This window comes from Candidatus Anaeroferrophillus wilburensis, assembly GCA_016934315.1.
Taxonomy (GTDB): domain Bacteria; phylum Desulfobacterota; class Anaeroferrophillalia; order Anaeroferrophillales; family Anaeroferrophillaceae; genus Anaeroferrophillus; species Anaeroferrophillus wilburensis.
Genome location: JAFGSY010000013.1, coordinates 40,067 through 65,285, shown reverse-complemented (window position 1 = coordinate 65,285; position 25,219 = coordinate 40,067). Strand labels below are relative to the sequence as shown.

At 53.0% G+C, this 25,219-nt stretch carries 22 protein-coding genes; 13 read left to right on the top strand and 9 right to left on the bottom strand.

Annotated features, from left to right (window positions below; genetic code table 11):
- Positions 1-14: 14 nt before the first annotated feature.
- From ispH to JXO50_03220, 8 genes are all read right to left on the bottom strand, one after another.
- Positions 15-872, bottom strand: coding sequence for a 4-hydroxy-3-methylbut-2-enyl diphosphate reductase (gene ispH / locus JXO50_03255; protein MBN2332103.1), 858 nt, complete (start codon positions 870-872; stop codon positions 15-17).
- On the bottom strand, positions 869-1,546 hold the full coding sequence (locus JXO50_03250; protein ID MBN2332102.1) for a (d)CMP kinase: 678 nt from the start codon (positions 1,544-1,546) through the stop codon (positions 869-871). Before JXO50_03250 ends, ispH begins: the two co-directional genes overlap by 4 nt.
- Before the next feature lie 19 nt (positions 1,547-1,565).
- The gene (gene aroA / locus JXO50_03245) at positions 1,566-2,879 is read right to left on the bottom strand and encodes a 3-phosphoshikimate 1-carboxyvinyltransferase (GenBank protein ID MBN2332101.1); all 1,314 of its coding nucleotides are present in this window, start codon (positions 2,877-2,879) and stop codon (positions 1,566-1,568) included.
- Positions 2,880-3,012: 133 nt separating this feature from the next.
- The gene (pheA, locus tag JXO50_03240; protein ID MBN2332100.1) at positions 3,013-4,107 is read right to left on the bottom strand and encodes a prephenate dehydratase; all 1,095 of its coding nucleotides are present in this window, start codon (positions 4,105-4,107) and stop codon (positions 3,013-3,015) included.
- Positions 4,104-4,667 (bottom strand): elongation factor P, encoded by a 564-nt coding sequence (efp, locus tag JXO50_03235; GenBank protein ID MBN2332099.1) that lies wholly within the window; start codon positions 4,665-4,667, stop codon positions 4,104-4,106. Before efp ends, pheA begins: the two co-directional genes overlap by 4 nt.
- Positions 4,668-4,734: 67 nt before the next feature.
- Entirely contained in the window at positions 4,735-5,850 is a 1,116-nt protein-coding gene (locus tag JXO50_03230; protein MBN2332098.1) for an aminopeptidase P family protein, read from the bottom strand.
- Positions 5,851-5,882: 32 nt separating this feature from the next.
- Positions 5,883-6,317 carry a type II 3-dehydroquinate dehydratase gene (aroQ, locus tag JXO50_03225; GenBank protein ID MBN2332097.1) on the bottom strand — a complete coding sequence of 145 codons (435 nt, stop codon included), beginning with the start codon at positions 6,315-6,317 and terminating at the stop codon, positions 5,883-5,885.
- The gene (locus JXO50_03220) at positions 6,314-6,589 is read right to left on the bottom strand and encodes a hypothetical protein (GenBank protein ID MBN2332096.1); all 276 of its coding nucleotides are present in this window, start codon (positions 6,587-6,589) and stop codon (positions 6,314-6,316) included. Before JXO50_03220 ends, aroQ begins: the two co-directional genes overlap by 4 nt.
- A gap of 301 nt (positions 6,590-6,890) precedes the next feature.
- Between JXO50_03220 and JXO50_03215 the strand changes: the two genes are divergently transcribed.
- Entirely contained in the window at positions 6,891-7,340 is a 450-nt protein-coding gene (locus JXO50_03215) for a D-tyrosyl-tRNA(Tyr) deacylase (GenBank protein ID MBN2332095.1), read from the top strand.
- A gap of 279 nt (positions 7,341-7,619) precedes the next feature.
- Here the strand turns inward: JXO50_03215 and JXO50_03210 are convergent, their stop codons facing one another.
- Positions 7,620-7,898: an STAS domain-containing protein gene (locus JXO50_03210; protein MBN2332094.1), complete on the bottom strand. Its 279-nt coding sequence runs from the start codon at positions 7,896-7,898 to the stop codon at positions 7,620-7,622.
- 467 nt (positions 7,899-8,365) lie between these two features.
- Here JXO50_03210 and cooS point away from each other — a divergent pair, with 467 nt between their 5' ends.
- The 12 genes from cooS (at position 8,366) to guaB (ending at position 25,125) form a co-directional block, all read left to right on the top strand.
- A complete protein-coding gene (gene cooS / locus JXO50_03205) occupies positions 8,366-10,330 on the top strand; it encodes an anaerobic carbon-monoxide dehydrogenase catalytic subunit (protein MBN2332093.1) in 1,965 nt (654 codons plus the stop codon).
- Between the two features lie 260 nt (positions 10,331-10,590).
- Complete coding sequence (locus JXO50_03200) at positions 10,591-12,324, top strand: proline--tRNA ligase (protein MBN2332092.1); 1,734 nt, start codon at positions 10,591-10,593, stop codon at positions 12,322-12,324.
- A complete protein-coding gene (gene ftsE / locus JXO50_03195) occupies positions 12,299-12,976 on the top strand; it encodes a cell division ATP-binding protein FtsE (protein ID MBN2332091.1) in 678 nt (225 codons plus the stop codon). Before JXO50_03200 ends, ftsE begins: the two co-directional genes overlap by 26 nt.
- Positions 12,973-13,875 carry an ABC transporter permease gene (locus JXO50_03190; GenBank protein ID MBN2332090.1) on the top strand — a complete coding sequence of 301 codons (903 nt, stop codon included), beginning with the start codon at positions 12,973-12,975 and terminating at the stop codon, positions 13,873-13,875. The genes ftsE and JXO50_03190 overlap by 4 nt, the downstream gene beginning before the upstream one ends.
- Positions 13,876-13,890: 15 nt before the next feature.
- Positions 13,891-15,147, top strand: coding sequence for a peptidoglycan DD-metalloendopeptidase family protein (locus JXO50_03185; GenBank protein ID MBN2332089.1), 1,257 nt, complete (start codon positions 13,891-13,893; stop codon positions 15,145-15,147).
- Positions 15,148-15,338: 191 nt separating this feature from the next.
- Positions 15,339-16,706 (top strand): S41 family peptidase, encoded by a 1,368-nt coding sequence (locus JXO50_03180; GenBank protein MBN2332088.1) that lies wholly within the window; start codon positions 15,339-15,341, stop codon positions 16,704-16,706.
- Between the two features lie 169 nt (positions 16,707-16,875).
- Positions 16,876-18,051, top strand: a complete 1,176-nt coding sequence (locus JXO50_03175) for a divergent polysaccharide deacetylase family protein (GenBank protein ID MBN2332087.1) — start codon at positions 16,876-16,878, stop codon at positions 18,049-18,051.
- An 11-nt stretch (positions 18,052-18,062) separates the two neighbouring features.
- Positions 18,063-19,742 carry a Na/Pi cotransporter family protein gene (locus tag JXO50_03170; protein ID MBN2332086.1) on the top strand — a complete coding sequence of 560 codons (1,680 nt, stop codon included), beginning with the start codon at positions 18,063-18,065 and terminating at the stop codon, positions 19,740-19,742.
- Positions 19,743-19,753: 11 nt separating this feature from the next.
- Positions 19,754-20,686 (top strand): Ppx/GppA family phosphatase, encoded by a 933-nt coding sequence (locus tag JXO50_03165; GenBank protein MBN2332085.1) that lies wholly within the window; start codon positions 19,754-19,756, stop codon positions 20,684-20,686.
- 150 nt (positions 20,687-20,836) lie between these two features.
- Positions 20,837-22,621, top strand: coding sequence for an N-acetylmuramoyl-L-alanine amidase (locus tag JXO50_03160; protein MBN2332084.1), 1,785 nt, complete (start codon positions 20,837-20,839; stop codon positions 22,619-22,621).
- An 80-nt stretch (positions 22,622-22,701) separates the two neighbouring features.
- On the top strand, positions 22,702-23,649 hold the full coding sequence (locus JXO50_03155) for a fructose-1,6-bisphosphatase (protein ID MBN2332083.1): 948 nt from the start codon (positions 22,702-22,704) through the stop codon (positions 23,647-23,649).
- Positions 23,650-23,667: 18 nt separating this feature from the next.
- The gene (guaB, locus tag JXO50_03150) at positions 23,668-25,125 is read left to right on the top strand and encodes an IMP dehydrogenase (GenBank protein ID MBN2332082.1); all 1,458 of its coding nucleotides are present in this window, start codon (positions 23,668-23,670) and stop codon (positions 25,123-25,125) included.
- Positions 25,126-25,219 lie beyond the last annotated feature (94 nt).

Sequence of the window (25,219 nt, the reverse complement as noted above, 5' to 3'; positions counted from 1 at the left end):
GAAGGTAGCCGTTTTTACCGTGAGCGAATCTTTTCGACGATACTGTCAATGATCCACTTGGGAGTCGATGCTCCGGCAGTAATGCCGACCGTCGTGGCGGTGGCAAACCAGGCAGGGTCAAGCTGCTCTGCGGTTTCAATATGGTAGGAGCAAGGCTGAATAGCCCGGCACAATTGGTAGAGGCGGGTGGTGTTGGCGCTGGCATAACCGCCGATGATGACCATGCAGTCGCTTTCAGCCGCGATATCAAGGGATTCCTGCTGCCGGTCGCTGGTGGCATCGCAGATGGTGTTGAAACAGCGGGTTTCCCCTTTAAGAGGTAAAAGCCGGTTGGCGACCGTACTGAAATTGTCATAAGACTGGGTTGTCTGGGCCAGCAGGACAATCTTGTGGGATGGCTTGCGGCTGGCAATAATTTTTTCCGGGATTTCCTCGGCACTGGAAATGGCCATGGTACTTGCAGGGTCACCGTAGCTGAGCAATCCGGCCACTTCAGGATGGTTGTGCTCCCCGACAATCACTATGTGATACTGTTCACGGGCCATGCGGGCAACAATCTCTTGGGCCCGGCGGACGAACGGGCAGGTTGCGTCGATGAGGGTGATGGCAGCCATTTTTTGCAGTTGTTCGAGAATCTGGCGGGTGATACCATGGGAACGGATAATAACAATGCCGGCGTCAACGGCATTAATATCATCAATTTGGTGAATTCCCTTTTGAGCCAGTTCCGCAACCACCTGGGGGTTGTGGATAATGGGACCGAGGGTGTAGATGGGTTGGTTGGGATGCTCTTCGGCAGCTTTTATTGCCAGGTTGACTGCCCGCTTAACCCCGAAGCAGAAACCAGCGGTTTTTGCCACGTGGATCTTCATTGTTCGATCTCTTTCACCAGGGCGGTGATGGCGGTCACAACGGCGTTGATATCCATCGTGGTGGTATCCAGCAGATGAGCATCGGCGGCCATCAGCAAAGGCGAATGTTCCCTGCTGCTGTCATTATGGTCCCGCTGTTTCATCTCTTCAACCGTGGCGTCGAGGGAAACATCGAGTCCCCGCTGCAGTTGCTCCAGATGACGGCGTTTGCCCCGTGCCAGAGGAGAAGCTTCCAGATAGATTTTCAGCTCGGCATCGGGGAAAATAACCGTGCCGGCATCCCGTCCCTCCAGAATTGCCCGCCTGTTTCCGGCCAGGTTCCGTTGCAGGGAGACCATTGCTTTCCTTACTGCCGGGACCTTTGAGACGGCGGAAGCCATCATGTCCATTTCCGGGGTACGAATCTGTTTGGTGACTTCCGTACCGTTGCAGAATACTCGGTTGATTCCCTGTTCCCATTTGAATTGAATGGCAATCTGCTGACAGATCCGGCTCAAGCCGTCGGGGTCATCTGTCCGTACCTGCTGTTTCCCGGCTTCCAGGCCGACACAGCGATACATGGCACCGGTGTCGATGTAGGTGAAATGAAGTTTCTCCGCCAGGATCTTGCTGATCGTGCTCTTCCCGGCTCCCGAAGGTCCATCAATGGTGATTATCAGCCGTTTCTTTTTCATCTGCATGGGTTCCAGGCGCTTATTGGCAGCTATTGCTTAAAAGTTGAGCAAAGCCGGGGAAAGAGGTGCCGATGCACTCCGGATGGTCAATGGTAATTTTATTTTCCAGAGTTGTGCCGGCCACCATGGCGGTCATGGCAATCCTATGGTCTCCAAAGGTTGTGAATGACAACGGCTCTTTTGTTGGTGCCTGGATGCCGCCGTGGATAACAATGCCGTCCGGCAACGGTTCGGTTTTCACCCCCATGACCTGCAGCAGCAGGGTGATGGCCTGCAGGCGGTCGCTCTCCTTAACCCGCAACTCCTGGGCATCCCTGATCACGGTGACGCCCTCGGCATGGGCTGCGGCCAGGGCCAGGATAGGTATCTCATCGATCAGAGATGGAATCAGGGTGCCGGAAATCTCCACCCCTTTGAGTTGGTTGCTGCCTTCAACGATAAGGTCAGCAACCGGTTCACCGCATGCCTCCCGCTGGTTTTCGACAGCGATGGCGCCGCCCATTGACTGCAGAACCTGGATGATGCCGCTGCGGGTGGGATTGATGCCGACATTGGTGATTTTAAGTGATGAATGGCGATTGATCAGGGCGGCAACCAGGAAAAAAGCCGCTGCCGAAATATCCCCAGGGATGATGAAGTCGGTGCCGGGGAAATTTGCAGCCGGTGGTGTCATGCAGATGGTGGCCGGAGAAGTTTTGCCGGTAGTGGTGCTGACCTTGATGCCGAAGGCGCGAAACATCCGTTCCGTATGATCGCGGGAAAGGACAGGTTCGTTGATGGTCAGCTGGTCATCGACGTAAAGTCCGGCAAGCATCAGGCAGGATTTTACCTGGGCGCTGGCTACCGGACTGCTATGGCAGATGGCATGAAGCTGCTTACCCTTGATGGCCAGTGGCGGCAGGGAGTCATCCTGCCGCCCCCAGATGGCTGCCCCCATCTGTCGCAAGGGGGTGATAACGCGTCCCATGGGACGTTGATTGATGGAGCGGTCGCCGCTGAGGATGGAAAAAAAAGGCTGGGCACTCAGCAGGCCGGCCAAAAGCCTGGTGGTGGTGCCGGAGTTGCCGGTGTAAAGGATGTCTGCCGCTTCCCTGAGGCCATGGAGTCCCCGGCCGTGGACAGTGATATCACCCGGCTTCTCCAAGCCGGTGATGGAGATCCCTAAGGCGGAAAAGATGTTGGCAGTATTGAGGGTATCTTCGCCCCGCAGAAATCCCTGGAGTCGACTTTTGCCTTCGGCTAAAGCGGCCATGATTATCGCCCGGTGACTGATTGACTTGTCGCCGGGGACGGTAATGGTTCCCTGTAATGATCTGGCGGTTCTGGTGGTCATAGGGCTTTATGGTAGCATAGGCTTGTAACTGCTGAGGGTCACAGGCTAATCGTCAAAAGAATTAATATGTTCCTGTGGTTGCAATCTTTTCCCGTCTTGTTCTTGAATGAAAATGCTCATTTTTCAAGACGGCCTAGATCTTTCCGGTGGCGTAGGAGCCGACGATCTTGTAATACTGGCTGGATGCCTCCAGTTCCTTCAAAGCCGCTGCCACCGGCGGCTCTTCCCGGTGGCCGTCAATATCCAGGAAGAAAATATAGTGCCATGGTTCCCCCCGCCGGGGGCGTGATTCGATCTTGGTCAGGTTGACGCCGTGGTCAGCGAACGGTTTAAGCAGCACAAAAAGACTGCCGGCCTGGTCTTTGGCGGAAAACAGCACGGTAGTTTTATATGATTCACCGGCTACATGGGGTGTTTCCCTGGTAGCAATAATCAGGAATCTGGTCAGGTTGTGGCTGAGATCCTGAATGGCGGATTCGACAACCTGCAGGTGGTAGAGAGAGGCGGCGTATTCATTGGCGATCGCTGCGGTTCCAGGCTCTTCGGCGGCCATTGCTGCTGCCTGGGCGGTGCTGCTGACCGCAATCACCGGTACCTGGGGGAAATGTTCTTCGAGATAATTCCGGCACTGGGCAATGGCGTGGGGATGGGAGTAGATTTTGCTGATTGTCCCGGGATCATTCTTTTGACTGAGTAGATCATGGCTTACTTGCAGCAGTATTTCGCCGCTGATCTTTACCTGGCTTTGGCTGAACATGTCGAGCGTATGACTGACAATGCCTTCGGTAGTGTTCTCCACCGGTACCACACCATAAGCATAACGTTGCTTTTCAACACTTTCAAACACTTCCCTGATGCTGGCGGCCGGTTGCAGTTCGGCTGAATAGCCGAAAAATTTCTGGGCCGCCAGGTGGGTGAAGGTTCCCCGTGGTCCCAGGTAGCCCACCTGGACAGGTTTTTCCAGCGCCAGAGAGGCGGAAATGATTTCCCGGAAGATGTGGCGAACGGCCCGGGCCGGCAACGGTCCCTGGTTGTGCTGTTCAAGCCGCTGGTAGATCTCCTGCTCCCGGGCTGGAGCATAAAACTGCTGCTGGTCGACTTTTTTCTCTTCGCCAATGGCCGCCGCCAGCTGGGCCCGCTGGTTAAGCAATGCAAGGATATCCAAATCGAGGCGGTCAATGTTTTGCCTGAGCTTGCTTATCCTCTCTTTATGGGCATCGTTGCTCACGTTTTAACCCGCTCAATATATTGGCCGGTTCGGGTGTCAATTTTGAGCTTGTCCCCCTCTTCGATGAAGAGCGGCACCTGAATTTTTGCCCCCGTTTCAACCGTAACCGGCTTGCTGGCACCACTGGCCGTGTCCCCTTTGATTCCCGGTTCCGCCTCGGTTACTTCCAGCTCCACAAAAATAGGCAGTTCCAGATTGATGGGTTTGCTCTGGTAAAAAAGAATGGCGACATTGGTATTTTCCTGCAGGAAATTCCGGCTCTCCCCGATGACCTCTTCATTCAGGGTAATCTGATCGTAGGTGGCGGTATCCATAAAATGGTGGCCTTCTCCGTCCTGATAAAGGAATTGCATCTCCTTTTCCTCGATGTCCGGTTTGCCGACTTTCTCCCCGGACCGGAAGGTTTTGTCAACCACATTGCCGCTCAGCAGGTTTTTCAATTTGGTGCGCACAAAGGCGCCCCCTTTTCCCGGTTTTACATGTTGAAAATCAACGATGATATAAGGCTCATTATTCATTTCAATCCGCAGGCCTTTGCGAAAGTCAGGGGTCGAATACATGGTGATTTACTCCTTGCAGTAGTTATGATCGTGCCATAATGGCAGTGACAGTTTTCCGGTGTTTTATTTACTCGATAATTGCGGCATCCAGCCGTTTGTCCAGAGTGGTCATAACCTGGCCGCCCTGGCCGGTGAGGTGGACCATCTCCTCCAGTCGGATGCCCCACTGGTGGGGGAAGTAACAGCCCGGCTCGATGGTGAATACCATGCCTGCAGCCAGGGTCTGATCGGATCTGGCGGAAATGGAGGGGGCTTCATGGATTTCCAGGCCCGTTCCATGGCCGGTGCCGTGGGCAAAATAGTCGCCATAGCCGGCTTGCTGTACCATTTCCCGGACAATGCGGTCAAGTTCTTTGGCAGCCATCTCCGGTCGGGCTGCGGTGATTCCCGCCTGCTGAGCCTGGAGAAGGGTTTGGTAAACCTGTTTTTGCTGCTTGCTGGGTTCGCCCAGGAAAAGGGTGCAGGTCTGATCGCTATGATAGCCCTGGTAGCAGGCACCGAAGTCGATGGTGATCACGTCCCCGGGGGCGATGGGTTTGGTGGAGGCAACCCCATGGGGCAGGGCGGAGCGGAAACCGCTGGCCACAATAAGGTCAAAAGCCGCCCTTTCGGCTCCGAGCTGTTTCATTTGATATTCAAGCTCCAGGGCAATATCCATTTCTCTGATTCCTGGTTTGATCAAGGTGACAGCTTTGGAGAATCCCTGTTCAGCAATGGCAATTGCCTGTCGGATAATGGCGAGTTCCTGTTCATCCTTTTGCCGCCGGGGGGTGGTGATCTGTTTTTGGCAAAAAATGATTTTCAGCGGCGGCAATGCCTTTTTAAATTCTTGTTCACGGGCCAGGGAAAAGGTGTGCTCCTCAACGCCGACAGCCTTTATGTTCCTGGCGGCCAGGAAGTTTCCCACGTCGGCAAAAGCATTAATCTCGGTCAGGGCAAAGTCGGTGGGAATCTCGCTGGCAGCCTGGGTGATGTAGCGGCCATCGGTGAAGAAGGTCACCTGGTTCGCCTCAACCAGGAGATAGGCGCTGTCGCCGGTGAAATTGCTGTAATAGCGTACCGAGGGGACGGTGTGGAGAAAAAAAGCGTCGGCTTCGGTGGTTGCCAGAAGGGTTCTAAGCGACGTCAAACGCTTGCCGTCGCAAGGGAGTTGCTTGGCGGTCGTTTTTATGACAGTATTCATGGTGCTAGTTTCCAAGCCGCGGGGGATTGACCTTAAGCCGTCAGCATGACGGCGGCGTCAATAGCCAGCAGATAGCCCTGCCAGCCAAAGCCGCTGAGCATGCCGGCGCACACTGGAGCGGTCAAGGAGGTTTGGCGAAAGGCCTCCCGGCCGCTTATTTGGCTCAAGTGGATTTCTATGACCGGGGTCGTGATAGCCGCAATGGCATCCCGAATGGCGACGCTGGTATGGGTATAGGCGGCCGGGTTGAGGATAACCGCAGCATGATTTCCGGCTTCCTGCAGCAGTTCAACAATTTTCCCTTCATAGTTTGTCTGGACACACAGTGCCTGGAATCCACGTTTTTCCGCATGACGCTGAATGTGTTCATTAATCTGCTCCAGGGTGGTGCTGCCATAGATCTCCGGTTCCCGGTTGCCCAGGAGATTGAGATTTGGTCCGTGGATGATTAGCAGTGAGGTCCTCATAGCTCTTCCTTCAGATGATGAAGCATGGTATTCAGGTAGTCCTTTTGGGCTTTGATGATCGTCAGCGATCGTTCCGCTTTGGATGGCCGCTGCTCACCATGTTCCCGGTCTATGTTTTTGATGATGTCGATGATGTGGCGGTGCCCGAGCGGGTCCTGATTGTAAACCTCTTCATAGACCTGACGGGCTTTCTGCCAGTGCCCCTGGGAAAGCAGCAGCCGGGCCATGGTTTCAGTTTTGATGCCGTTGAAATGTTTTGCTCTCTGGTCCATGCGTTTTTGTGTTGCCCAATGGCTGCCACCAGGTTCCTGGTTGTCCACCGTCCGTAATCGTTCGGTTTGTTCGTCCGTCCAGTGCCCGTAATCGCTTGGAGTTAGATGCTGAAGGCTTCAGACAGGTGTTGTCATCCAGCGTGGGGCAAGGATTTTTGCTAAAAATTTAATCGGTGAACGGCTGGCTTTCGGATGAATATCTCCTTGACTGCTGTGATAGTGAAAAAAAGGGGGCAAGTCAAGGGTTAAAAGCCTTTTCAATAATTGCTCCCCGGTGCAATCCGGGGTTGGTGGAGGGATTATGAGAGCTGTGGTCCAACGTGTCAGCAACGCGTCAGTATCTGTGGAGAAACAGGAGGTTGCCAGTATTGGGCGGGGGTTTCTTGTTTTGCTTGGAGTCGGCCGCCAGGATGGGGACGCTGATGTGGCCTATATGGTCAACAAAATCAGTGGATTACGTATTTTTGCCGACCAAGAGGGGAAAATGAACCGTTCGTTGGCTGAGGAGGGGGGCGAGATCCTTCTGGTTTCCCAGTTTACCCTCTTTGGCGATGTGCGCAAGGGTACCCGCCCCTCCTTTTTTTCCGCTGCCGATGCCGAAGCAGGGAAACGTCTCTACCTGGCGGTGCTGGAGGGGTTGAAGAACCGGGGGATCAAAACCTATGGTGGGCGATTTCAGGAGATGATGGAAGTTTTGCTGGTAAATGATGGCCCGGTCACGATCCTGCTTGACAGTCGCAAGCAGTTCTAATGGCTTCGTAACAACGTCACCTTCTTCGTTAAGCTGTAACCTTTGTTGCTGCGGCGTACTTTTAAGGTTGCCTCATTTCTCAGGTTTTGCCTGTCTCGAACCTGGAAGCGTTACGGTGCCATCCAGTTTTGGATGCATGTTGCCAGTTGCTACGAGTTGACCGGTCTTAGCACGCCATGGCGTGAGTGATTCACGGGCCGGCAAGCTGTCAGAATGGGGACGTTGTGTAAGAGCATTGCCGTCCTGATTTTACCTGGCCGCCGACTAGCTCATTACGGCCTAGCGAATGGTTAATATCTCTGTCAGCCGCATATGTTTTAAAAGGTCGGCAAGATTGTTGTTCAGGTTGATGAGGGAAAGCTGCCTGCCGGCTTCGGCCATTTTTGTGTGAGAACTGATGATGGTCCCGATGGTGCTTGAATTCATATGCTCGACCTGCTCCAGATCAAGAATGATATGAGAAAAGTCTGCATCAATCAAGGCCAGCAGTTTTTTAGAGAATTCATCCCATGACGGGTAGTCAATAATATCGTTGGCCGGTCTTACAATTACCTCCATCAGGTCCCTCCCGGGGTGCAAAAAGTGTTCAATGACGTGGAGTGTCTCAGTGTGTGGAACTCCACGAACCCTTATGCAGTTCCCTTTAAACTATTTGTAATCACAAATCCACCGAAAAATTGTATCAGGCGACGGGGATGAGCACCGGTGAGCGCAAAAAATTCACCGAAAAATTTGCGCAAAACGAAAAAAATGCGCACTTTCCGCTGAGCATTGCCGGTTGTGAATGGACTGTATTTTTATGGGATGGCCGGGGAGGGGGTTGAACGAAATCATCATCTAGCGATAATTCCAGGATAATTGTCATTTTTTTTAGCTCATAGGGCCGTGTCCGGGGGTGGGTGGGAGGTGGTTGCCTAAATTTTTAACGGGTGGAATAGTTATTGCTTCCAATGGCTTCTAATTCGGTGAATCAGGTAGCAACAACGCTAAAGATAAACTTCAATAACGCTATCAAGGAGGTAGTAATGGCCAAGGAATTGAACATCCAGGAAGCCAGTATCTGTGCCAGTACCATCCAGATGCTGGAAAAAGCAAAAAGAGACGGGGTGACCACCTGTTACGACCGGGCAAACGATATGTCTGCCTGTCCCATCGGTGAGAAGTCAGCCTGCTGTAAAAACTGCTCCATGGGGCCCTGCCGCATGAGCCCGAAGGATCCCTATTCAAAGGTGGGTGTCTGCGGTGCTACCATTGATACTATCCAGGCCCGTAACTTCGCCCGCATGGTGGTCAGCGGTGCTGCCGCCCATACCGACCACGGGATGGCCATGCTTGACCTGTTCAAGGAAGTGGTACACGGCAAGATCACCGATTATACCATCAAGGATGTTAGCAAGCTGAAATATGTCTGCAGCGAAATCGGCATAGCCACCACGGTTGAGGAAGACGGCGTCGCCAAGGATCGTGACGTTAAGGAGATGGCCCTTGAGCTGGCCGAGGAACTGGAAAGAACCTACACCCAGGTGGAAGGTGAGATTCCGTTCATGAAGCGTGTACCTGCAAAGACCCTGGAACGCTGGCGTGAGCTGGGGATCGTTCCCCGTGGCGCCATGCGTGAGTTGATGGAGATGATGCACCGCACCCATATCGGCGTGGACCAGCATTATGAAAATATTGCCAAGCAGTTCCAGCGTACCGCGCTGTCCGACGGCTGGGGCGGCTCCATGGTGGCCACCGAGATTTCCGATATCCTCTATGGTACGCCGAAAGCCCAGCAGGCCTATGTTGATATGGGCAACCTGGAAGAGGGCGCCGTTAACATCATCGTCCATGGTCATGAGCCCAATCTGTTTGAGTCCATGATTGATGCGGTGAATGATCCGAAAAATATCGAAAAAGCCAAAGCCGCCGGAGCCACCGGCATTGTCCTGGGCGGCATGTGCTGTTCCGGGGCTGAAGTACTGATGCGGCACGGCGTTCCCCATCTTGGTGACTTCCTGTCCACCGAAGCGGTTATTGTTACCGGTGCCGTCGACGCCATGGCGGTTGACGTCCAGTGCATCAAGCAGGCGCTTGCTCCCCTGTCCGAATGCTATGGAACCAAGTTCATCACCACCAACCCCCGGGCCCACATCGAAGGTGCCATCCATGTAGAACTGAAGGAAGATAAGCCCCGTGAGTGCGTTGACAAAGTGGTGGAGATGGCCATCGAGCGGTACAAAAACCGCACCAAACCGGTGGAAATTCCCCAGAATAAGCAGATCAGCATTACCGGTATTTCCCACGAGTATGTCAATTACGTTCTCGGCGGCCGGTTCCGCTCATCTTATGTGCCCCTGAATGACAATATCATCAATGGCCGCATCCGTGGGGTTGCCGGGGTTGTCGGTTGCACCAACCCGAGGGTTAAACATGACTGGGTGCATGTGGAAGTGGTCAAAGAGCTGATCAAAAATAACGTTCTGGTGGTTCAGACCGGCTGCTCCGCCATCGCCCTGGCCAAGACCGGCCTGCTGACCCCGGAAGCGGCGAAATTCTGCGGCGACGGTTTGGCGGAAGTCTGCGAAACTACCGGTCTGCCGCCGGTGCTTAATCTGGGTTCCTGTGTTGACAACAGCCGTATCCTGATTGCCTGTGCTGAAATGGTCAAGACGGGCGGCCTGGGTGACAAAATTTCCGATCTGCCGGTTGCCGGCTCTGCTCCCGAATGGATGAGCGAAAAAGCCATCTCCATCGGTCAGTATTTTGTCTCATCCGGTGTCTACACCGTCTTCGGTGCCACCTTCCCGGTTACCGACGGTACCAAGTTTAAAGAGCTGCTGTTCAATGGCCTTGAGGCTCAGGTTGGCGGCATGTGGGATTTCGCCAAAGATCCCTATGAGCATGCCCAGAAGATGATTGATCATATCGATAAAAAACGCGAAGCCCTGGGTATCCAGGAGAAGCAGGAGCGTAAACTCTTCGATATGGCTGACCGTCGCGCCCTGTAAACAGGAGCGAGTAGTTTTCTTGCTACGCCAAAAACCCCCGGCAGTTGATGCCGGGGGTTTTTTATTCCTTGACATCAGAGGGGGAGTTTCATAAGTAGTGTCTACCGTAAACGATGGTATCTGATGAGCTTTCCCGTTATGGTTTTGCCATAATCCCCGGCGGCTTGTAGTGGTTCAGATAACCGAAAAAACTGCCGCCTGGTTATTGCCACGCCAGCGGAAATTTTTTCTTTTAGAAAAGCAAAGAGGTGTGACGTCCGATGCGTTTTTCCCAGATGTACATTCCCACGTTGAAGGAAACTCCGGCAGAAGCCGAAGTTGTCAGTCATCAATTGATGCTGCGGGCAGGCATGATCCGCCGTCTGGCGGCGGGCATTTATACCTACCTGCCGCTGGGATTGATGGCTGTTCGCAACGTTGAAAAAATTGTCAGGGAGGAGATGAACCGGGCCGGCGCGCAGGAATTGCTGCTCCCCGGGGTTCAGCCGGCTGAACTGTGGCAGGAAAGCGGCCGTTGGGAGCAGTATGGCAAAGAGCTGCTCCGGTTTACCGATCGTCACCAGCGCGGTTTTTGTCTTGGGCCGACCCATGAAGAGGTGATTACCGATCTGGTTCGCCATGAAATCCGTTCTTATCGCCAGCTGCCCTTGAATCTTTACCAGATCCAGACCAAGTTCAGAGATGAGATTAGACCCCGCTTTGGCCTGATGCGAGGGCGGGAATTTATTATGAAGGATGCCTACAGCTTTGATGTTGACGATCAGTCGGCGGAGCAGAGCTACCGCATCATGCGTGATGCCTATGAGCGGATATTCGCGCGCTGTGGTCTTGATTTCCGGGCGGTTGAAGCGGACAGCGGAGCGATTGGCGGCAGTTTTTCCCACGAATTTGTTGTTCTGGCTGCTTCCGGGGAGGATGGCGTGGCAACCTGCCGTTCCTGCAGTTATGCTGCCAATGTGGAAAAAGCCGAGCGCATCTGTCATGATGCACAGGAGGCAGTGCCGGTTGCGGCGCTCCCTGAAGAAGTGGCCACTCCAGGCTGCACCACCATTGAAGAGGTCAGCGCTTTTTTTCAGATCAGGCCCCGGGAAACGGTCAAAACCATGGTCTATGATACTGACCAGGGATCATACCTGGTGGTTGTCAATGGTGCCCGGCAGGTAAGTGAAACAAAGCTGAAAACAGCGTTGGGTGTTCAGTGGGTGCAGTTGGCCGAGGTGGCCAGGGTAAGGGAGCTATGTGCGGTGCCCGTAGGTTCCCTTGGTCCGGTGGCGGCAAAGTTACCGGTTGTCGTTGACCAGGAAGTGCCCCGGATGCCGGCCCTGGTCTGCGGCGCCAACCGCGAAAATTTTCATCTCAGGAACGTCGTGTACGGGCGCGACTTCACTGCCGCACTGGTTGGTGATCTTACCGAGGTCCAGGCGGGAGATCATTGTCCCCACTGTCATGCGCCAATGGATATTGTTCGCGGCATAGAAGTTGGCCATATCTTCAAGTTGGGCACCAAGTATAGTGAAGCGTTGTCAGCGTCCTATCTTGATCAACATGGCAAGGAACAGCTGCTTGTTATGGGCTGCTATGGTATTGGCATCGGCCGGACTGTGGCGGCGGCCATTGAGCAGAACCATGATCAGCAGGGAATTATCTTCCCCTATGCCCTGGCACCGTTCAAGGTTGCCCTGCTTTGTCTTGACGGCAAGAATGATGAAGTGCTGGCATATTGTGATCGTCTTCATGACCAGCTGGTGGCAAAGGGCATTGACGTATTGTATGATGATCGTGATGAGCGGCCGGGGATTAAATTCAAGGATGCCGATCTGATGGGTGTGCCGGTGCGGATTACGGTTGGCAAGAAAGGTTTTCAGCGGGGGGTAGTGGAAGTTAAAGAACGGCGGGCCGGGGACGTCATGGAAGTTCCCATTGATGACCTGACCGTGCTGTGGGAGCTTATTGAACGATTGGCTGCGGATGATCAGGGTCTTTCATCTCTATAAAAATTATCTGCCAACGGTGATGGTATTGCAGGATGTCTCCTTTACCGTTGCGCCTGGTGAATTTGTTTTTCTGACCGGCCCCAGCGGGGCCGGGAAGTCAACCCTCCTGCGTCTCCTGTTCGCGGCTGAACGGCCAAAATCGGGGCAGATTCTCATTGGCGGGCAAAATATTACCAGTTTTTCCCGCCGACAGATTGCCCGGGTGCGCCGTTCCATCGGGGTGGTGTTTCAGGATTTCAAGCTGATTCCCTACCGGACCGTCTTTGACAATGTCTCGCTGGTGCTGGAGATTCATGGGTTACCCCGCAATGAGATCAAAAAACGGGTCTGGAAAGTACTCAAGCTGGTGGGTATCGAGCAGAAACTCTATCGCTACCCCCTTGAACTGTCCGGCGGTGAGCAGCAGCGGGTAGCCATCGCCCGGGCGCTGGTGAATGACCCTCCTATTATTCTGGCCGACGAGCCGACCGGCAATCTTGATTTTGAAATAACCACGGAAATTATGAATATTTTTAACTATGTCAACTCCCAGGGGACGACGGTTGTGGTGGCAACCCATAACCGCATGCTGATGCAGAAGTTTAAGCGGAAGGTGTTTTCCCTGCACAAGGGGGGCCTGCAGGAGTTTGTCTGGCCTGCTGAAGAACAATGACCATCCATTATCTCATCTATCTGCTGAAAACGGCCTACCAGAATATCCGTCAACATCTGGTGATCAACCTGGTGTCCATTGTGACCATCAGTTTTTCTCTGGTTGTCTTCGGGGTTTATTCCTTTGCGTATCTGAACCTGAAAAAAAATATTACCGACTGGCAGGCCGATCTCCAGATAACGGCATTTCTGCAGGATTCGGCAACCCGTCAGCAGCAGCAGTCCCTGGAGGATTTTTGTAGACACTTGTCTGGTGTAGAGAGGGTGACCTATGTCAGCAAGCAAGAAGCTTTGGCGCGGTTTCGCCGCATGCTGGGGCAGAAGGATGCCGCCTTGCTGGCCGGGGTTGAAGAGAACCCTCTGCCTGCCTCATTGGAACTGCAACTGGATAAAAAACTGCAGGAGGCCGGGGTTGTTGAAGCGTTGGCCGACCAGATTGCCGCTCAAGAGGGGATCGAGGAAGTTCAGTATGGCCAACGGTGGTTACGCAAGTTTTTTTCCGTTGTGCGGTTGATTCATGTTTTCGGAGTTGTGGTTACCGGTTTTCTTTTTTTTGTAACGATTATGATTGTCTCCAATACGATCAAACTTTCATTCTATTCCCGCCAGGATACGGTTGATATCATGGAACTGGTTGGCGCGACTAGATTCTATATTGCCATTCCTTACCTGCTGGAGGGGGTTTTTCAAGGGGTGATTGCCTCGCTGCTTGCCCTTGGCATGGTCTACGGGATCTATCGTTATCTTGTTTATTGGTTGCAGTCCCACCTGTACTTTCTGGAAGGGGTCATCTCCCTGACCTTTTTCCCCCCCTTCCTGCTGGGTGGTTTTGTCGTACTGGGGATTCTTCTTGGCATAGTTGGCTTTCTGGTTTCTTTCAGATGGTTAAAAACAACCTGAGGCAACGTATCAGCGGTGTTTTTTCTGAGTTTTCTCTGTCATTTCGTTTTGCTGTTCAGCAAGCATTTCCCTTTTCCCTGCGCCTTAGTGCCGACTTTTCCGGCTGGTTGCCGCTGCCGATGTCTCAGCTTTGCTGTAGCGGTTGTGCTGCTGGTTGGTTGCCCGGAGCTCGGCCGGCTGGCTTTTGCTTCCGGCCCTGACGATTCTACCGCGGTACGCCTTGAGCAGGTCAAAAAAGATCTGCAGCAGAAGCGCCGGGAAGAGGCCTCCGTCAGGCAGCAGGAGGAGTCGCTGCTGGACGAGCTTGACCATATTTCCCGCCAGCAGAATCATCTGGGAAGGGAACTGACCCAGCTGCGTCAGCAACTGGAGATGGTAGTTACTGATATTGATCGCAACCAGCAACAGCTGCAGCAGGTGAATGTTCGTCTGGACAAGCAGCGGGAGCTGTTTTATCAGCGACTCAGGAGCCGATACAAAAGACCGCCCATGGCCTTCGTGGAAGTTATTCTGGCCCGTCAGGAGAGCAGGGAAATGATGCATAACCTGACCTATCTGAAACATCTTCTTATCCACGATCATCGGCAGATGACCATGTATTCCCGGCTGTTGGAGGAACGTCAGCAGGTTTTGCAGCAGTTGGAGGAACAACGGCGGCAATGTGCCGGGATGGAAGAGGTAAAACGGCAGCGTTTGGCATCTCTGGAAGAAAATATTGCTAAAAAAAATAAGCTGTTGTATAAAATTAAAGGGGAAAAAAGCAATGTTATTGCTCTGGTTAAAGAGCTGGAAGCGGCAGCTGGCGAGCTGGAGAGGATTATCAGCAAACAGCGCCAGCGGCAGGCTCAGCCGGGTTCCTTAAAGGATCATAAAGGCCGGCTGCCCATGCCCGCCAAGGGGGTTGTGGTCAAGTTTTTTGGCTTGGAACGGGACCGACGCTTCAAAACGGTAACGGAAAACAAGGGCATTGACATTGAAGCTCCGGCCGGCAGCGAGGTGCAGGCAATTTTCCCCGGTCAAGTGGTTTTTGCCAGCTGGCTGAAAGGTTATGGCAACCTGATCATTATTGATCACGGTGATGGCTATTATTCAATTTATGGTCATCTGCTGGAGTTTAAGGCTGCGGTGCAAAGCCAGATCCAGCAGCTCGATATTATTGGTTCTGTGGGTGAAACGGATTCTCTTATTGGTCCTTCACTTTATTTTGAGATCAGAAAACACGGTCAGCCCCTTGATCCTCTTGAATGGGTGACTCCCATGGGGCAGGGATAGACCTGGCCCTATTGCATTATACTAAGGGGATGAAATTTCAGCATCAGGTTGAAGCGTGGTTGGCTGGCTGGTGCGTCCCTCAGATAATCCTTGGCGGGAGTTTCAATGTCGAACAGGGATGGTTGGCAGGAATAACCAATGGTCTGGCTGGTTGCCAAACCATGATATATTTAGGCGGGAGGAATTAACTAATGGCAAAGCACAACCGGGGAAAGTCACTGTTGTTGGCTGTCGGCTTGATGGTGCTGGTGATGGTGGCACTGAACACCTTGATGGGTAGTTCATCGGTGGCCAGGGAGGCGGATGTCCCCTATGAAGATATCAAGCGCTATACCGATGCCCTGTCCCTGGTGCAACAGCACTATGTGGAACCGGTGGATGTCAAAAAACTGGTGTACGGCTCCATCAAGGGGATGCTCAGCGACCTGGATCCTCACTCATCCTTTATGCCGCCGGAAATGTTCAAGGAGATGCAGGTGGAAACCCATGGCAGCTTTGGCGGCCTGGGGATAGAAATAACCATCAGGGACGGGGTGTTGACCGTCGTTTCCCCGATTGAGGATACCCCTGCTTTTCGGGCTGGGATTAAAGCCGGTGACCGGATCATCAAAATAGATGATGAATTGACCAAGGATATGACCCTCATGGAAGCGGTCAGAAAGATGAGGGGGCCAAAAGGAACCGAAATAACGATTTCCATTATGCGTTCCGGCCTTAACGAATTGATGGATGTAAAGATCATCCGGGATATCATCAGGATTGTCAGCGTTAAGACGAAAATGCTGTCTGACACTATCGGTTATGTCCGCCTTACCCAGTTCCAGGAGCGGACCTCCGCTGATATGGCCAAAAAGATCGATGAACTGGAGGAGCCGGGCCCCCTTCAGGGGTTGGTTCTCGACCTGCGTAATAATCCCGGTGGGTTGCTGAATCAGGCAGTGCAGGTGTCCGACTATTTTCTCAAAGATGGTTTGATCGTCTACACTGATGGCCGCCGCAAAGAGCAGAACATGAAATATTATGCCCATGACGATGGGACGGAAGAGGACTATCCTATTGTGGTGCTGGTCAACGGCGGCAGTGCCAGTGCTTCGGAAATTGTCTCAGGTGCTCTTCAGGACCATAAACGGGCAGTGATCATGGGGGTTGCCAGTTTCGGCAAGGGGTCGGTGCAGACGATTATTCCCTTGGATGATGGTGCGGCAATCAGATTGACCACCTCTTTGTATTACACCCCGAACGGCAGATCTATCCAGGCAAAAGGTATCGAACCGGATATTACCGTTGAAGAGGGGCTGGTGGTGAAGAAGGTGGAAAAGAAACAGTCAATTTTCCACCAGCTTAAAGAGAAGGATCTGAAAGGCCATTTTGAGAATAACGGTGATTCTAAGGTTGGTGAACCATCCGGGACGGAGACCCAGGATAACCGCCAGCCGGAACAGCCTTCTGCCAATGAGCCTTCAGCTGACGATGAGCAGGTGGCATCCCAGGATGTTCAGCTGCAGCGGGCACTGGAGCTGCTTCAGGGATGGCAGGTATTTAAAAACATTCAGCAATAGACCATCAGCCATAATCCTTTATCTTGTCCCGGATTTATTGCCACGGTGGTCGGCAGATATCCGGTCCGGTGGTTTGATTGGTGGACGTTGTTGTCTGCCGTTGCCATCGCCAAGTTGATCATCTGTGTGGCGATGGCAAACAGCTCTATGGTGCGGGGATAGAAAAACTGTGAATAAAGGAAGTTATCGTCCCCATCAGTTCCGCTTCTGGCTGGGTATCGGTACGGCGCTGCTTGCCATAGTGCTGCTGGTGATTTTCCTCGTGGTTGCCAGGGATCACAGCCAGCAGCCGGTTGCCGGCAAGTATCCCCGGGAAAGCTTCAGCTTGCCGACCGGCAGCCGGCAGGTCCTTGTACCTGTTGACGCCCTGATGAGGCATTACCTGCCTCAGGGACATGTTGATCGCTCGAGCGAATGGGTTTCCCGGGGTTCCCATCGCTGGCAGCTGATCCGCTGGCAGGGAGTCTACGGACCGACCGCTGATATGGATCTCTTTCTTGCTGCCTGCAGGAAGATGGTTGATCAATGGCCGGCCGGCTATGATCTGCTTTCCTATGTTGATCAGCACAAGACCTATTTCCTCCTTTTCCTGGACCGGGGAGAGCTTGTGGGCACCCTGGAGCTTCATTGGCAGGCAGATCAACCTCGTTACGCTGCTGTCGATCAGCGTCCCCGCATAGCAATTATTATCGATGATATGGGTATGAACGTTGAGATTGCCCGGCAGCTGGCCAGCATTTCACAACCCCTGACATTTTCCCTCTTTCCCTATGCTCCCCACACCCAAGAAGTTGCCGACCTGCTGCATGAAACCGGGAAGCAGCTTCTTCTCCATGTGCCCATGGAGCCCCATGGCTACCCTGATGTTGACCCCGGCCCCGGGGCTCTTTTCGGTACGATGAATACTCAGGAGCTGTCGTCCCTGTTCCGGGCCGAACTGGATGCGGTTCCCGGGATTGTCGGCTTCAATAATCATATGGGGTCGAGGTTGACGGAAAACCGGCAGGCTATGGAAGTGCTGATGAGCTGTCTGCGTGATAAACCCCTGTTTTTTATTGACAGTCGGACATCGGCCGCCACCATTGCCTATGACGAAGCCTGCCAGGCGGGCATTCCGGCCGGCCAGCGGGATATCTTCCTTGATAATATCAGGGACGAGGAGCATATCCTTTCCCAGCTTGAAAAATTGATTGCCGTTGCCCAGGTGAAAAAAAGTGCCGTCGGCATCGGTCACCCTTACCCGGAAACCGTTGCTGCCTTACAAAAGTTGGGGCAGCTCAGTCGGGTAGCGCAGGTGGATGTCGTTCCGGTTGGTGCACTGATGAAAACAACGGTAGATCACTAAAGGTTTTTCTGATGATTCAATCAATGCTTTTTCCTTTTATGGGTGGTTTGGGTCTTTTCCTTTATGGCATGAAAATCATGTCGGAGGGCTTGCAGAAGGCGGCCGGTGACCGGCTGCGAAAGGTACTGGAAAAACTAACTACCAACCGGTTTATGGCCTTCATGGTGGGCGTCGGCGTAACCGCTGTTGTCCAGAGCAGCAGTGCCACCACGGTGATGGTGGTGGGCTTTGTCAATGCCGGCCTGATGAACCTGCTCCAGGCCATCGGCGTGATTCTGGGGGCCAATATCGGGACGACGGTTACCGCCCAGATGATTGCCTTTAAAGTACAACATTATGCCCTGCCAGCCATTGGCTTGGGGGTAGGGTTGAAATTTTTTGCTTCCAGCCGACGGTGGCAGTATTACGGTGAAATCCTGATTGGTTTCGGAATGCTTTTTTACGGTCTTACGATCATGAAAGGCGGATTGACGGAGCTCAAACATCATCCAGTCTTTGAACAGGCTTTTATTACCTTTGGCCACACCCCTTTGCTGGCTGTTCTCGCGGGTGCCCTACTGACTATGGTTCTGCAGAGCAGCAGTGCCACCGTTGGCATCACCATGGCCCTGGCGGTCAGTGGGGCGTTGACCTTCAAGGGCGGGGTAGCCTTGATTCTCGGGGAGAATATCGGCACCACCATAACGGCATTGCTGGCCAGTATCGGCACCAATGTGACAGCCAAAAGGGCAGCGCGGGCTCATATGATTTTCAATGTTCTTGGAGTCTGTTACATGCTTGTGCTGTTTCCCCTGTTTCTCAGATTGGTTAATTATCTTACCCCGGGAGATCCGGATCTGGTGATCAGGACGGCCGATCAGGCCCTGCGCTATGGTATGGCGATCGGTGAAAAACCCCTGATATCCCGCCATTTGGCCAATGCCCATACGATTTTCAATGTGGTTAACTGCCTTATTTTTCTGCCATTGCTGGGAGTGCTGGCCAAAGTCAGTACCATGATGGTCCCCAGTCATGACGAAGAGGAGCATGAATATCATCTGCGCTACCTTGATAACCGGGTTTTGGATACTCCTTCGCTTGCCCTTTCCCAGGCGCGGCAGGAAACCGTCAGAATGGTGGAGATCGCCCGTAAAATGCTCCGGCAGACGATGGAATGTTTTCGTCAGTACTCGCCGGCTCTGGTGGAAAAAGTCTATCGCAAGGAAAACACCCTTGATATGCTCCAAAAGGAGATCACTGATTTCCTGGTGGCCATGAGCCCCCAGTCGCTGACCCGTGAATTTTCTCAAGAGGTTACCTCGATCATGTATATGGTCAACAACCTGGAGCGGATTGGTGATCATTCGGAAAACCTTATCAAACTGGTGGAGCGGCGACGGGATGGCAAGGTGATTTTCAGCGATCAGGCGGTGGAAGAAATTGAGGTCCTGGCCCAGAAAACAATGGAATTTCTCGACCTGGCCACTGCCGGAATAGCCAAAGGGGATAAAACTATTATGGCCGAGGCCAAGCGCTTGGAGGGTATGATCAACTCTCTGGAAGACCGCTACCGCAATGGTCATATCATTCGTCTGAATGAAGGTTCCTGTTCGGTGGACGCCGGGCTTATTTTTATTGACATCTTAACCAATTTTGAGAAAATCGGTGACCATTGTTATAACCTGGCTGAATCGGTTGCCGGTCTGAAATGATAACCGGCAGGGTGGCGGCTATTGATGCTGGCACGAACACCTTTCGCCTGCTGATTGCCGACCGGCAAAAGGGGATACGACAGCCGCTTTGCAAGGAGCAGAGTATCCCCCGGCTGGGGCGTGATTACATCCCGGAACAGGGGTTGGCTCCGATATCGATGGAACGTGCTCTGATGGTGATGAAGCGCTTTGCAGCCTTGATGGAGAGCTATCAGCCGGAACGGATGCGGGCCGTGGCCACCAGTGTTGTCCGGGAAGCAAAAAATTCCCGCCAGTTTGTTGACCGGGTAGCTGCTGAAACCGGCATTGTCTTGGAGATTATCAGCGGCCGCCAGGAGGCGATGTTGACCGCCGGAGGGGTACTGCATGCCCTGCCAGTGGCTGGGCAGCCCCTGTTAATTTTTGATATCGGCGGCGGCAGCACCGAATTTACGTTGGTAGCGGCTGACGGCAGGGTGCAATGTGCCACCAGTTTTCCCTTCGGGGTGGTAAAGCTGACCGAACAATTTCTGGCAGAGCCTGTTCAGAAAGATTTGGCGCAGCAACAGGTAGCCAAGGAAGTTGACCGGTGTCTGGAAGCGGTGGTTGAAGCTTTGCGGGATTCCGGCAACCTACCTTTGCCGCCGGCGACCATCTTGACGGGAACTGCGGGAACAATGACCAGTCTGGCGGCTATCGATCAGCAGCTTGAAAAGTATCGTCCGGAGTTGATCAATGGTTACCAGATGTCGTTCGCTCGCCTTCAGGTGCTTAATGACAACCTCTGGCAGCTGGATGCACCGCAGCGGCGCCGGGTTCCCGGACTGGAAGCCGGCCGAGCAGATGTCATCCTGGCTGGTGGCATCATTGCTTTGAGGGTGATGGACCGGCTGGGCTTTGATCGGGTGATGATCAGTGATGATGGTCTGCTGGAAGGTGTTGCCCTTTCTCTGTTCAATCATTGACTATCCGTGAGCGGTCATTAACAGACAGCCGACTGGAGCCTGGCTCCATGTATGTTCATCCGGTCAGGTGAAGCCATGTTGCCAGCCCCCTAATGGCTTCAGGGCATTGAAGATGCTCACTGTTGGGTCGATAACTGCTATGGTTGATGTATGATAATGTACGTGGCGGCAAAAAAACATGGTTGGCGGCGAACGGTTTTTCTATCAGCAGCTGTTTTGCTGCTGGTGCAGGTCATCCTGACGACCGGTGCCGTGGCGGCTGGTCCCCCGCCAACTGACACAACGACTGCTGAGCAAGCATACAGGCAGGCGAAAAAAGACTACCGGCAGTTTAATGCCGATAAGAAACTGTGGGGTAAACGGAAAAACTGGACTAAACTGATTGCGAAATTTACCGGCATTCACCAGACTTATCCCCAGTCAGACCGGGCCGATGATGCCCTCTTCCTTGCTGCCCGCCTCTACTCATCCTTGTATAACTACTCCGGCTGGGATGCCGATTTGCAGCAGGCCGGCAGTCTATACCGAAAGATTGTTGCTGATTATGGCCAGAGCCGCCTGGCCGACGATGCCCTCTATCATCTGGCGACCACCGAGGAGAAACTTGGTCAGGTGGAGCGCTCACGGGCGGCTCTCCGACAGATTATCCAGGATTTTCCCCAGGGAGATATGGTTGGCAAGGCCAAAGCCCGGCTGACAGCGGCACCGCCGGTGGCCAAGCCGGCTGCCGAAGCCTGCCCGGTTGGCGGTACGGATGTTTATCGCCCTGACGATCCGCGCGAAAACGGTAAGCTCGCCGGCAAGGCCCGGGTTGACAATATTCGCTACTGGTCGTCGCCGACCTATACCAGGGTGGTGATTGACCTTGACCATGAAGTTTCCTACTCCAAAGGGGTGTTGAAACATGAAAAGGAGCGGGATAGGATCAAGTCCATCTATCTGGATCTGAAAAACTCATTTATCAGCGGTGCCAGCCGTACCATCCCCATTAATGACGGGATTTTGAAACAGGTGAAGGTGGCCCAGTTCGACAAACAAACCGTCCGGACCGTCATCTACCTTGATTCCATCGAAGATTATAAGATTTTTGATTTAAGCAATCCATCCCGTATTGTCGTTGATGTGATTGGTGACCGGGCTGCAGAGAGGGTGGCGAAGGGAAAGACACAGATGCAGGCGGGTTCACCCGGTGAGCAGAGTGTCCCTACGGCTGATCAGCTTTCTTTGGCCCAACAGCTGGGTTTAGGCATTGGAACCATCATTATTGATCCCGGTCATGGCGGCAAGGATCCCGGTGCTGTCGGCCCCCGGGGGGTGAAGGAAAAAGATCTTGTGCTGGATATCTCGCGGAAACTGCAGCAAGAACTGCAGAAACTGATGGATTGTCGGGTTGAATTGACCCGTGACCATGACTGTTTTCTGCCGCTGGAGGAGCGGACGGTGATCGCCAATACCAAAAAAGCCGATCTTTTTGTTTCGGTCCATGTCAATGCCAGCCGCAACCGGAAAGCTCAAGGAGTTGAAACCTATTTTCTCAACCTGGCCACCGATAATGATGCGATGGAACTGGCCGCCCTTGAGAATGCCACATCCACCAAGAAGATCAGTGATCTGCAATTGATCCTCAATGACCTGATGCGCAACTCAAAAATAAATGAATCCAGTCGCTTGGCCCGCACGGTCCAGGATAATCTGGTGCACCACTTGCGGCGGAAATATCAGAATGTGCATGACCTGGGGGTAAAACAGGCTCCGTTCTATGTTTTGATTGGGGCTCAGATGCCCAGTATCCTGGTGGAAGCCTCATTTGTTTCCAATAAAATTGAGGAAAAGAGGCTTAATTCAGATGCCTATCGACAGAAAGTGGCTGAAGGGATTGCTGCCGGGATTAAATCGTATATCGATGAAAGCAAACTGGCAGCTTTTCGTCCCTGATGTGGCAGGTGAGTCTGCTGGTGCAGATAGCTGTTTGAAGATGGCGGTCGGCAGGATGTTTTACCCATAAAGAAAGGGAAATGGTGACCATGAGTGATCGAAAACATGTAAAGAGGGGGCTTTGGAACCACCTGATGGGATGCGGGGTGGAAATGGGCCTGGCAAGTATCATCTATGAAGTGGGGGTGGCTTCGAAATATATTAACCATGCCATGCGGACCGGTGATTTGGGCTTGGCGGGAACCAGCAACCTCTATGGGGAAGAACAGTTGGCCCTTGATGTTCTTGCCGATGAAATTATCAAAGATCGCCTTGATCATACGGGCAGAGTCAGTAAAATTGTTTCCGAGGAGCAGAGTGAAATTATCATTTTTGAGCGACAGGGGAAATTACGGCAGTATTCTGTTTGTTATGATCCTTTGGATGGTTCATCACTGGTCGATGTGAATCTGGCAGTCGGGACGATTGTTTCAATCTACCCCGGTGATGATCCCCTGCGGCCAGGTCGCGAACAGGTCGGTGCCATGTATGTTGTTTACGGACCAAGAACGACCCTGGTGTACTCGGCCGGCAAAGGGGTCTATGAGTTTACCCTGAACAGCTTGGGTGAATTTACCATGACCCGAGAGAATATTTCCCTGAAACCGAAAGGGAAACTTTACAGCCCGGGCGGCTTGCATAAGGACTATATCCCCGGCCATCAGAAGTTTGTTGCCTATCTCGAGGAAAGCGGCTACAAGCTGCGCTATAGTGGTGGTTTTGTTCCTGACATTAATCAGGTTCTGTTAAAGGGTTCGGGGATCTTCATGTACCCGGCAACCACCGGCAGTCTGCAGGGGAAACTTCGACTTCCCTTTGAACTCAATCCCATGGCCTTTCTCGTTGAACAGGCCGGTGGTGCAGCCAGCACCGGGTCTATGCCTATTCTCGATGTGGTTCCCGAACATCTTGATCAGCGGTGTCCCGTCTATATCGGCAGCAAGGAAGAGGTTGCCATGGCGGAAAAGTTTTTATTGATGGAATGTTGATTGTATAAGGAGATATCCATGAGTGAAAGTCAGATTCCTTTTTCACTGACCTTTGATGATGTCCTGCTGCAGCCCCGTTTTTCCGAGGTTCTGCCCCATGAAACGGATATCGGTACCCATCTTACCAGGGAGATCCGTCTCAATATTCCTTTGCTCAGTGCGGCCATGGACACGGTTACCGAGTCTGAAACGGCCATCTGCATGGCCAGGGAAGGTGGTATTGGCATTATCCATAAAAATATGTCGGTCAAGTCCCAGGCCCTGGAAGTGGACAAAGTCAAAAAATCAGAAAGCGGGATGATTGTCGACCCCATAACCATGCATCCCGACCAGAAAGTTCATGAAGTGCTGGCCGTTATGAAGAAGTACCGGATTTCCGGGGTGCCCATTGTTGATGGTGAGCAGCTGGTGGGCATTGTTACTAACCGTGATTTGCGGTTTGAAACCAGAATGGAGCGCCCCCTGAGGGATGTGATGACCAAGGATCGACTGGTGACCGTGCCGGTTGGTACCAGCATGGAGGAGGCAAAGGTGCTCCTCCATGAAAACCGGATTGAAAAGCTGCTGGTGGTTGACGACAAGGGCCGTTTGCAGGGTTTGATCACCATTAAGGATATTGAAAAGACAAGAAAATACCCCCATTCCTGTAAAGATGATCTTGGTCGTCTCCGGGTTGGTGCGGCCGTTGGTATCTCCAGCGACCGGGAGGAGCGGATTGCCGCCCTGCTGGCGGCCGGTGCGGATGTTATCGTGATTGATACCGCCCATGGCCATAGCAGGGGGGTGATTGAAGCTGCTCAGGATACCAAAAAGAATTTTCCCTGCCAGTTGATTGTCGGTAATGTGGCCACCCCTGAAGCAACGGAAAGGCTTATCAAAGCTGGTGCTGATGCGATAAAAATTGGTATCGGCCCCGGCTCCATCTGTACTACCCGGGTGGTTGCCGGTGTCGGTGTGCCGCAGATAAGTGCCCTGATCAATTGTCGAACTGCCGCTGACCGCTTTGGGGTTCCCCTGATTGCCGATGGGGGGGTGAAGTTTTCCGGTGATATAGTGAAGGCGATGGCGGCCGGTGCCCATTCGGTGATGATCGGTTCTCTTTTTGCCGGTACGGAGGAAAGTCCAGGGGATACTATTCTCTACCAGGGACGGAGCTATAAATTGTATCGGGGCATGGGGTCTTTGGGGGCTATGAAGTCGGGGAGTAAAGACCGTTATTTCCAAGAGGATGTGGATGCTTCAAAGTTGGTGCCCGAAGGGATTGAAGGCCGGGTGCCCTATAAAGGTCCCCTTTCATCAAGTATTTTTCAGCTCTTGGGAGGCCTGCGGGCCGGTATGGGTTATGTGGGTTGCAGAGACATAGCTCAGCTGAGAAGTGATGCTAGGATGGTCCGGATCACCCAGGCCGGTCTGCGGGAAAGTCATGTCCATGATGTGATCATTACCCAGGAGGCACCCAACTACCGTCTGGAGTGAGAGGAAACGTAGCAGTGCCCCCAGCGAATACTAGCGTCGGCTTACTGCTCTCATAATGTCTACGGCCCTTTTGTTTTGTATCGTAGAGCTGAAT

Coding starts and splice junctions, on each gene's coding strand:
- aroQ (MBN2332097.1), bottom strand. CDS start 6,317: ATGAGGACCTCACTGCTAATCATCCACGGACCAAATCTCAATCTCCTG.
- JXO50_03250 (MBN2332102.1), bottom strand. CDS start 1,546: ATGAAAAAGAAACGGCTGATAATCACCATTGATGGACCTTCGGGAGCC.
- JXO50_03200 (MBN2332092.1), top strand. CDS start 10,591: ATGCGTTTTTCCCAGATGTACATTCCCACGTTGAAGGAAACTCCGGCA.
- JXO50_03155 (MBN2332083.1), top strand. CDS start 22,702: ATGGTGACCATGAGTGATCGAAAACATGTAAAGAGGGGGCTTTGGAAC.
- cooS (MBN2332093.1), top strand. CDS start 8,366: ATGGCCAAGGAATTGAACATCCAGGAAGCCAGTATCTGTGCCAGTACC.
- JXO50_03230 (MBN2332098.1), bottom strand. CDS start 5,850: ATGAATACTGTCATAAAAACGACCGCCAAGCAACTCCCTTGCGACGGC.
- aroA (MBN2332101.1), bottom strand. CDS start 2,879: ATGACCACCAGAACCGCCAGATCATTACAGGGAACCATTACCGTCCCC.
- efp (MBN2332099.1), bottom strand. CDS start 4,667: ATGTATTCGACCCCTGACTTTCGCAAAGGCCTGCGGATTGAAATGAAT.
- guaB (MBN2332082.1), top strand. CDS start 23,668: ATGAGTGAAAGTCAGATTCCTTTTTCACTGACCTTTGATGATGTCCTG.
- ispH (MBN2332103.1), bottom strand. CDS start 872: ATGAAGATCCACGTGGCAAAAACCGCTGGTTTCTGCTTCGGGGTTAAG.
- JXO50_03160 (MBN2332084.1), top strand. CDS start 20,837: ATGATAATGTACGTGGCGGCAAAAAAACATGGTTGGCGGCGAACGGTT.
- JXO50_03210 (MBN2332094.1), bottom strand. CDS start 7,898: ATGGAGGTAATTGTAAGACCGGCCAACGATATTATTGACTACCCGTCA.
- ftsE (MBN2332091.1), top strand. CDS start 12,299: ATGATCAGGGTCTTTCATCTCTATAAAAATTATCTGCCAACGGTGATG.
- JXO50_03180 (MBN2332088.1), top strand. CDS start 15,339: ATGGCAAAGCACAACCGGGGAAAGTCACTGTTGTTGGCTGTCGGCTTG.
- JXO50_03190 (MBN2332090.1), top strand. CDS start 12,973: ATGACCATCCATTATCTCATCTATCTGCTGAAAACGGCCTACCAGAAT.
- JXO50_03170 (MBN2332086.1), top strand. CDS start 18,063: ATGATTCAATCAATGCTTTTTCCTTTTATGGGTGGTTTGGGTCTTTTC.
- JXO50_03215 (MBN2332095.1), top strand. CDS start 6,891: ATGAGAGCTGTGGTCCAACGTGTCAGCAACGCGTCAGTATCTGTGGAG.
- JXO50_03220 (MBN2332096.1), bottom strand. CDS start 6,589: ATGGACCAGAGAGCAAAACATTTCAACGGCATCAAAACTGAAACCATG.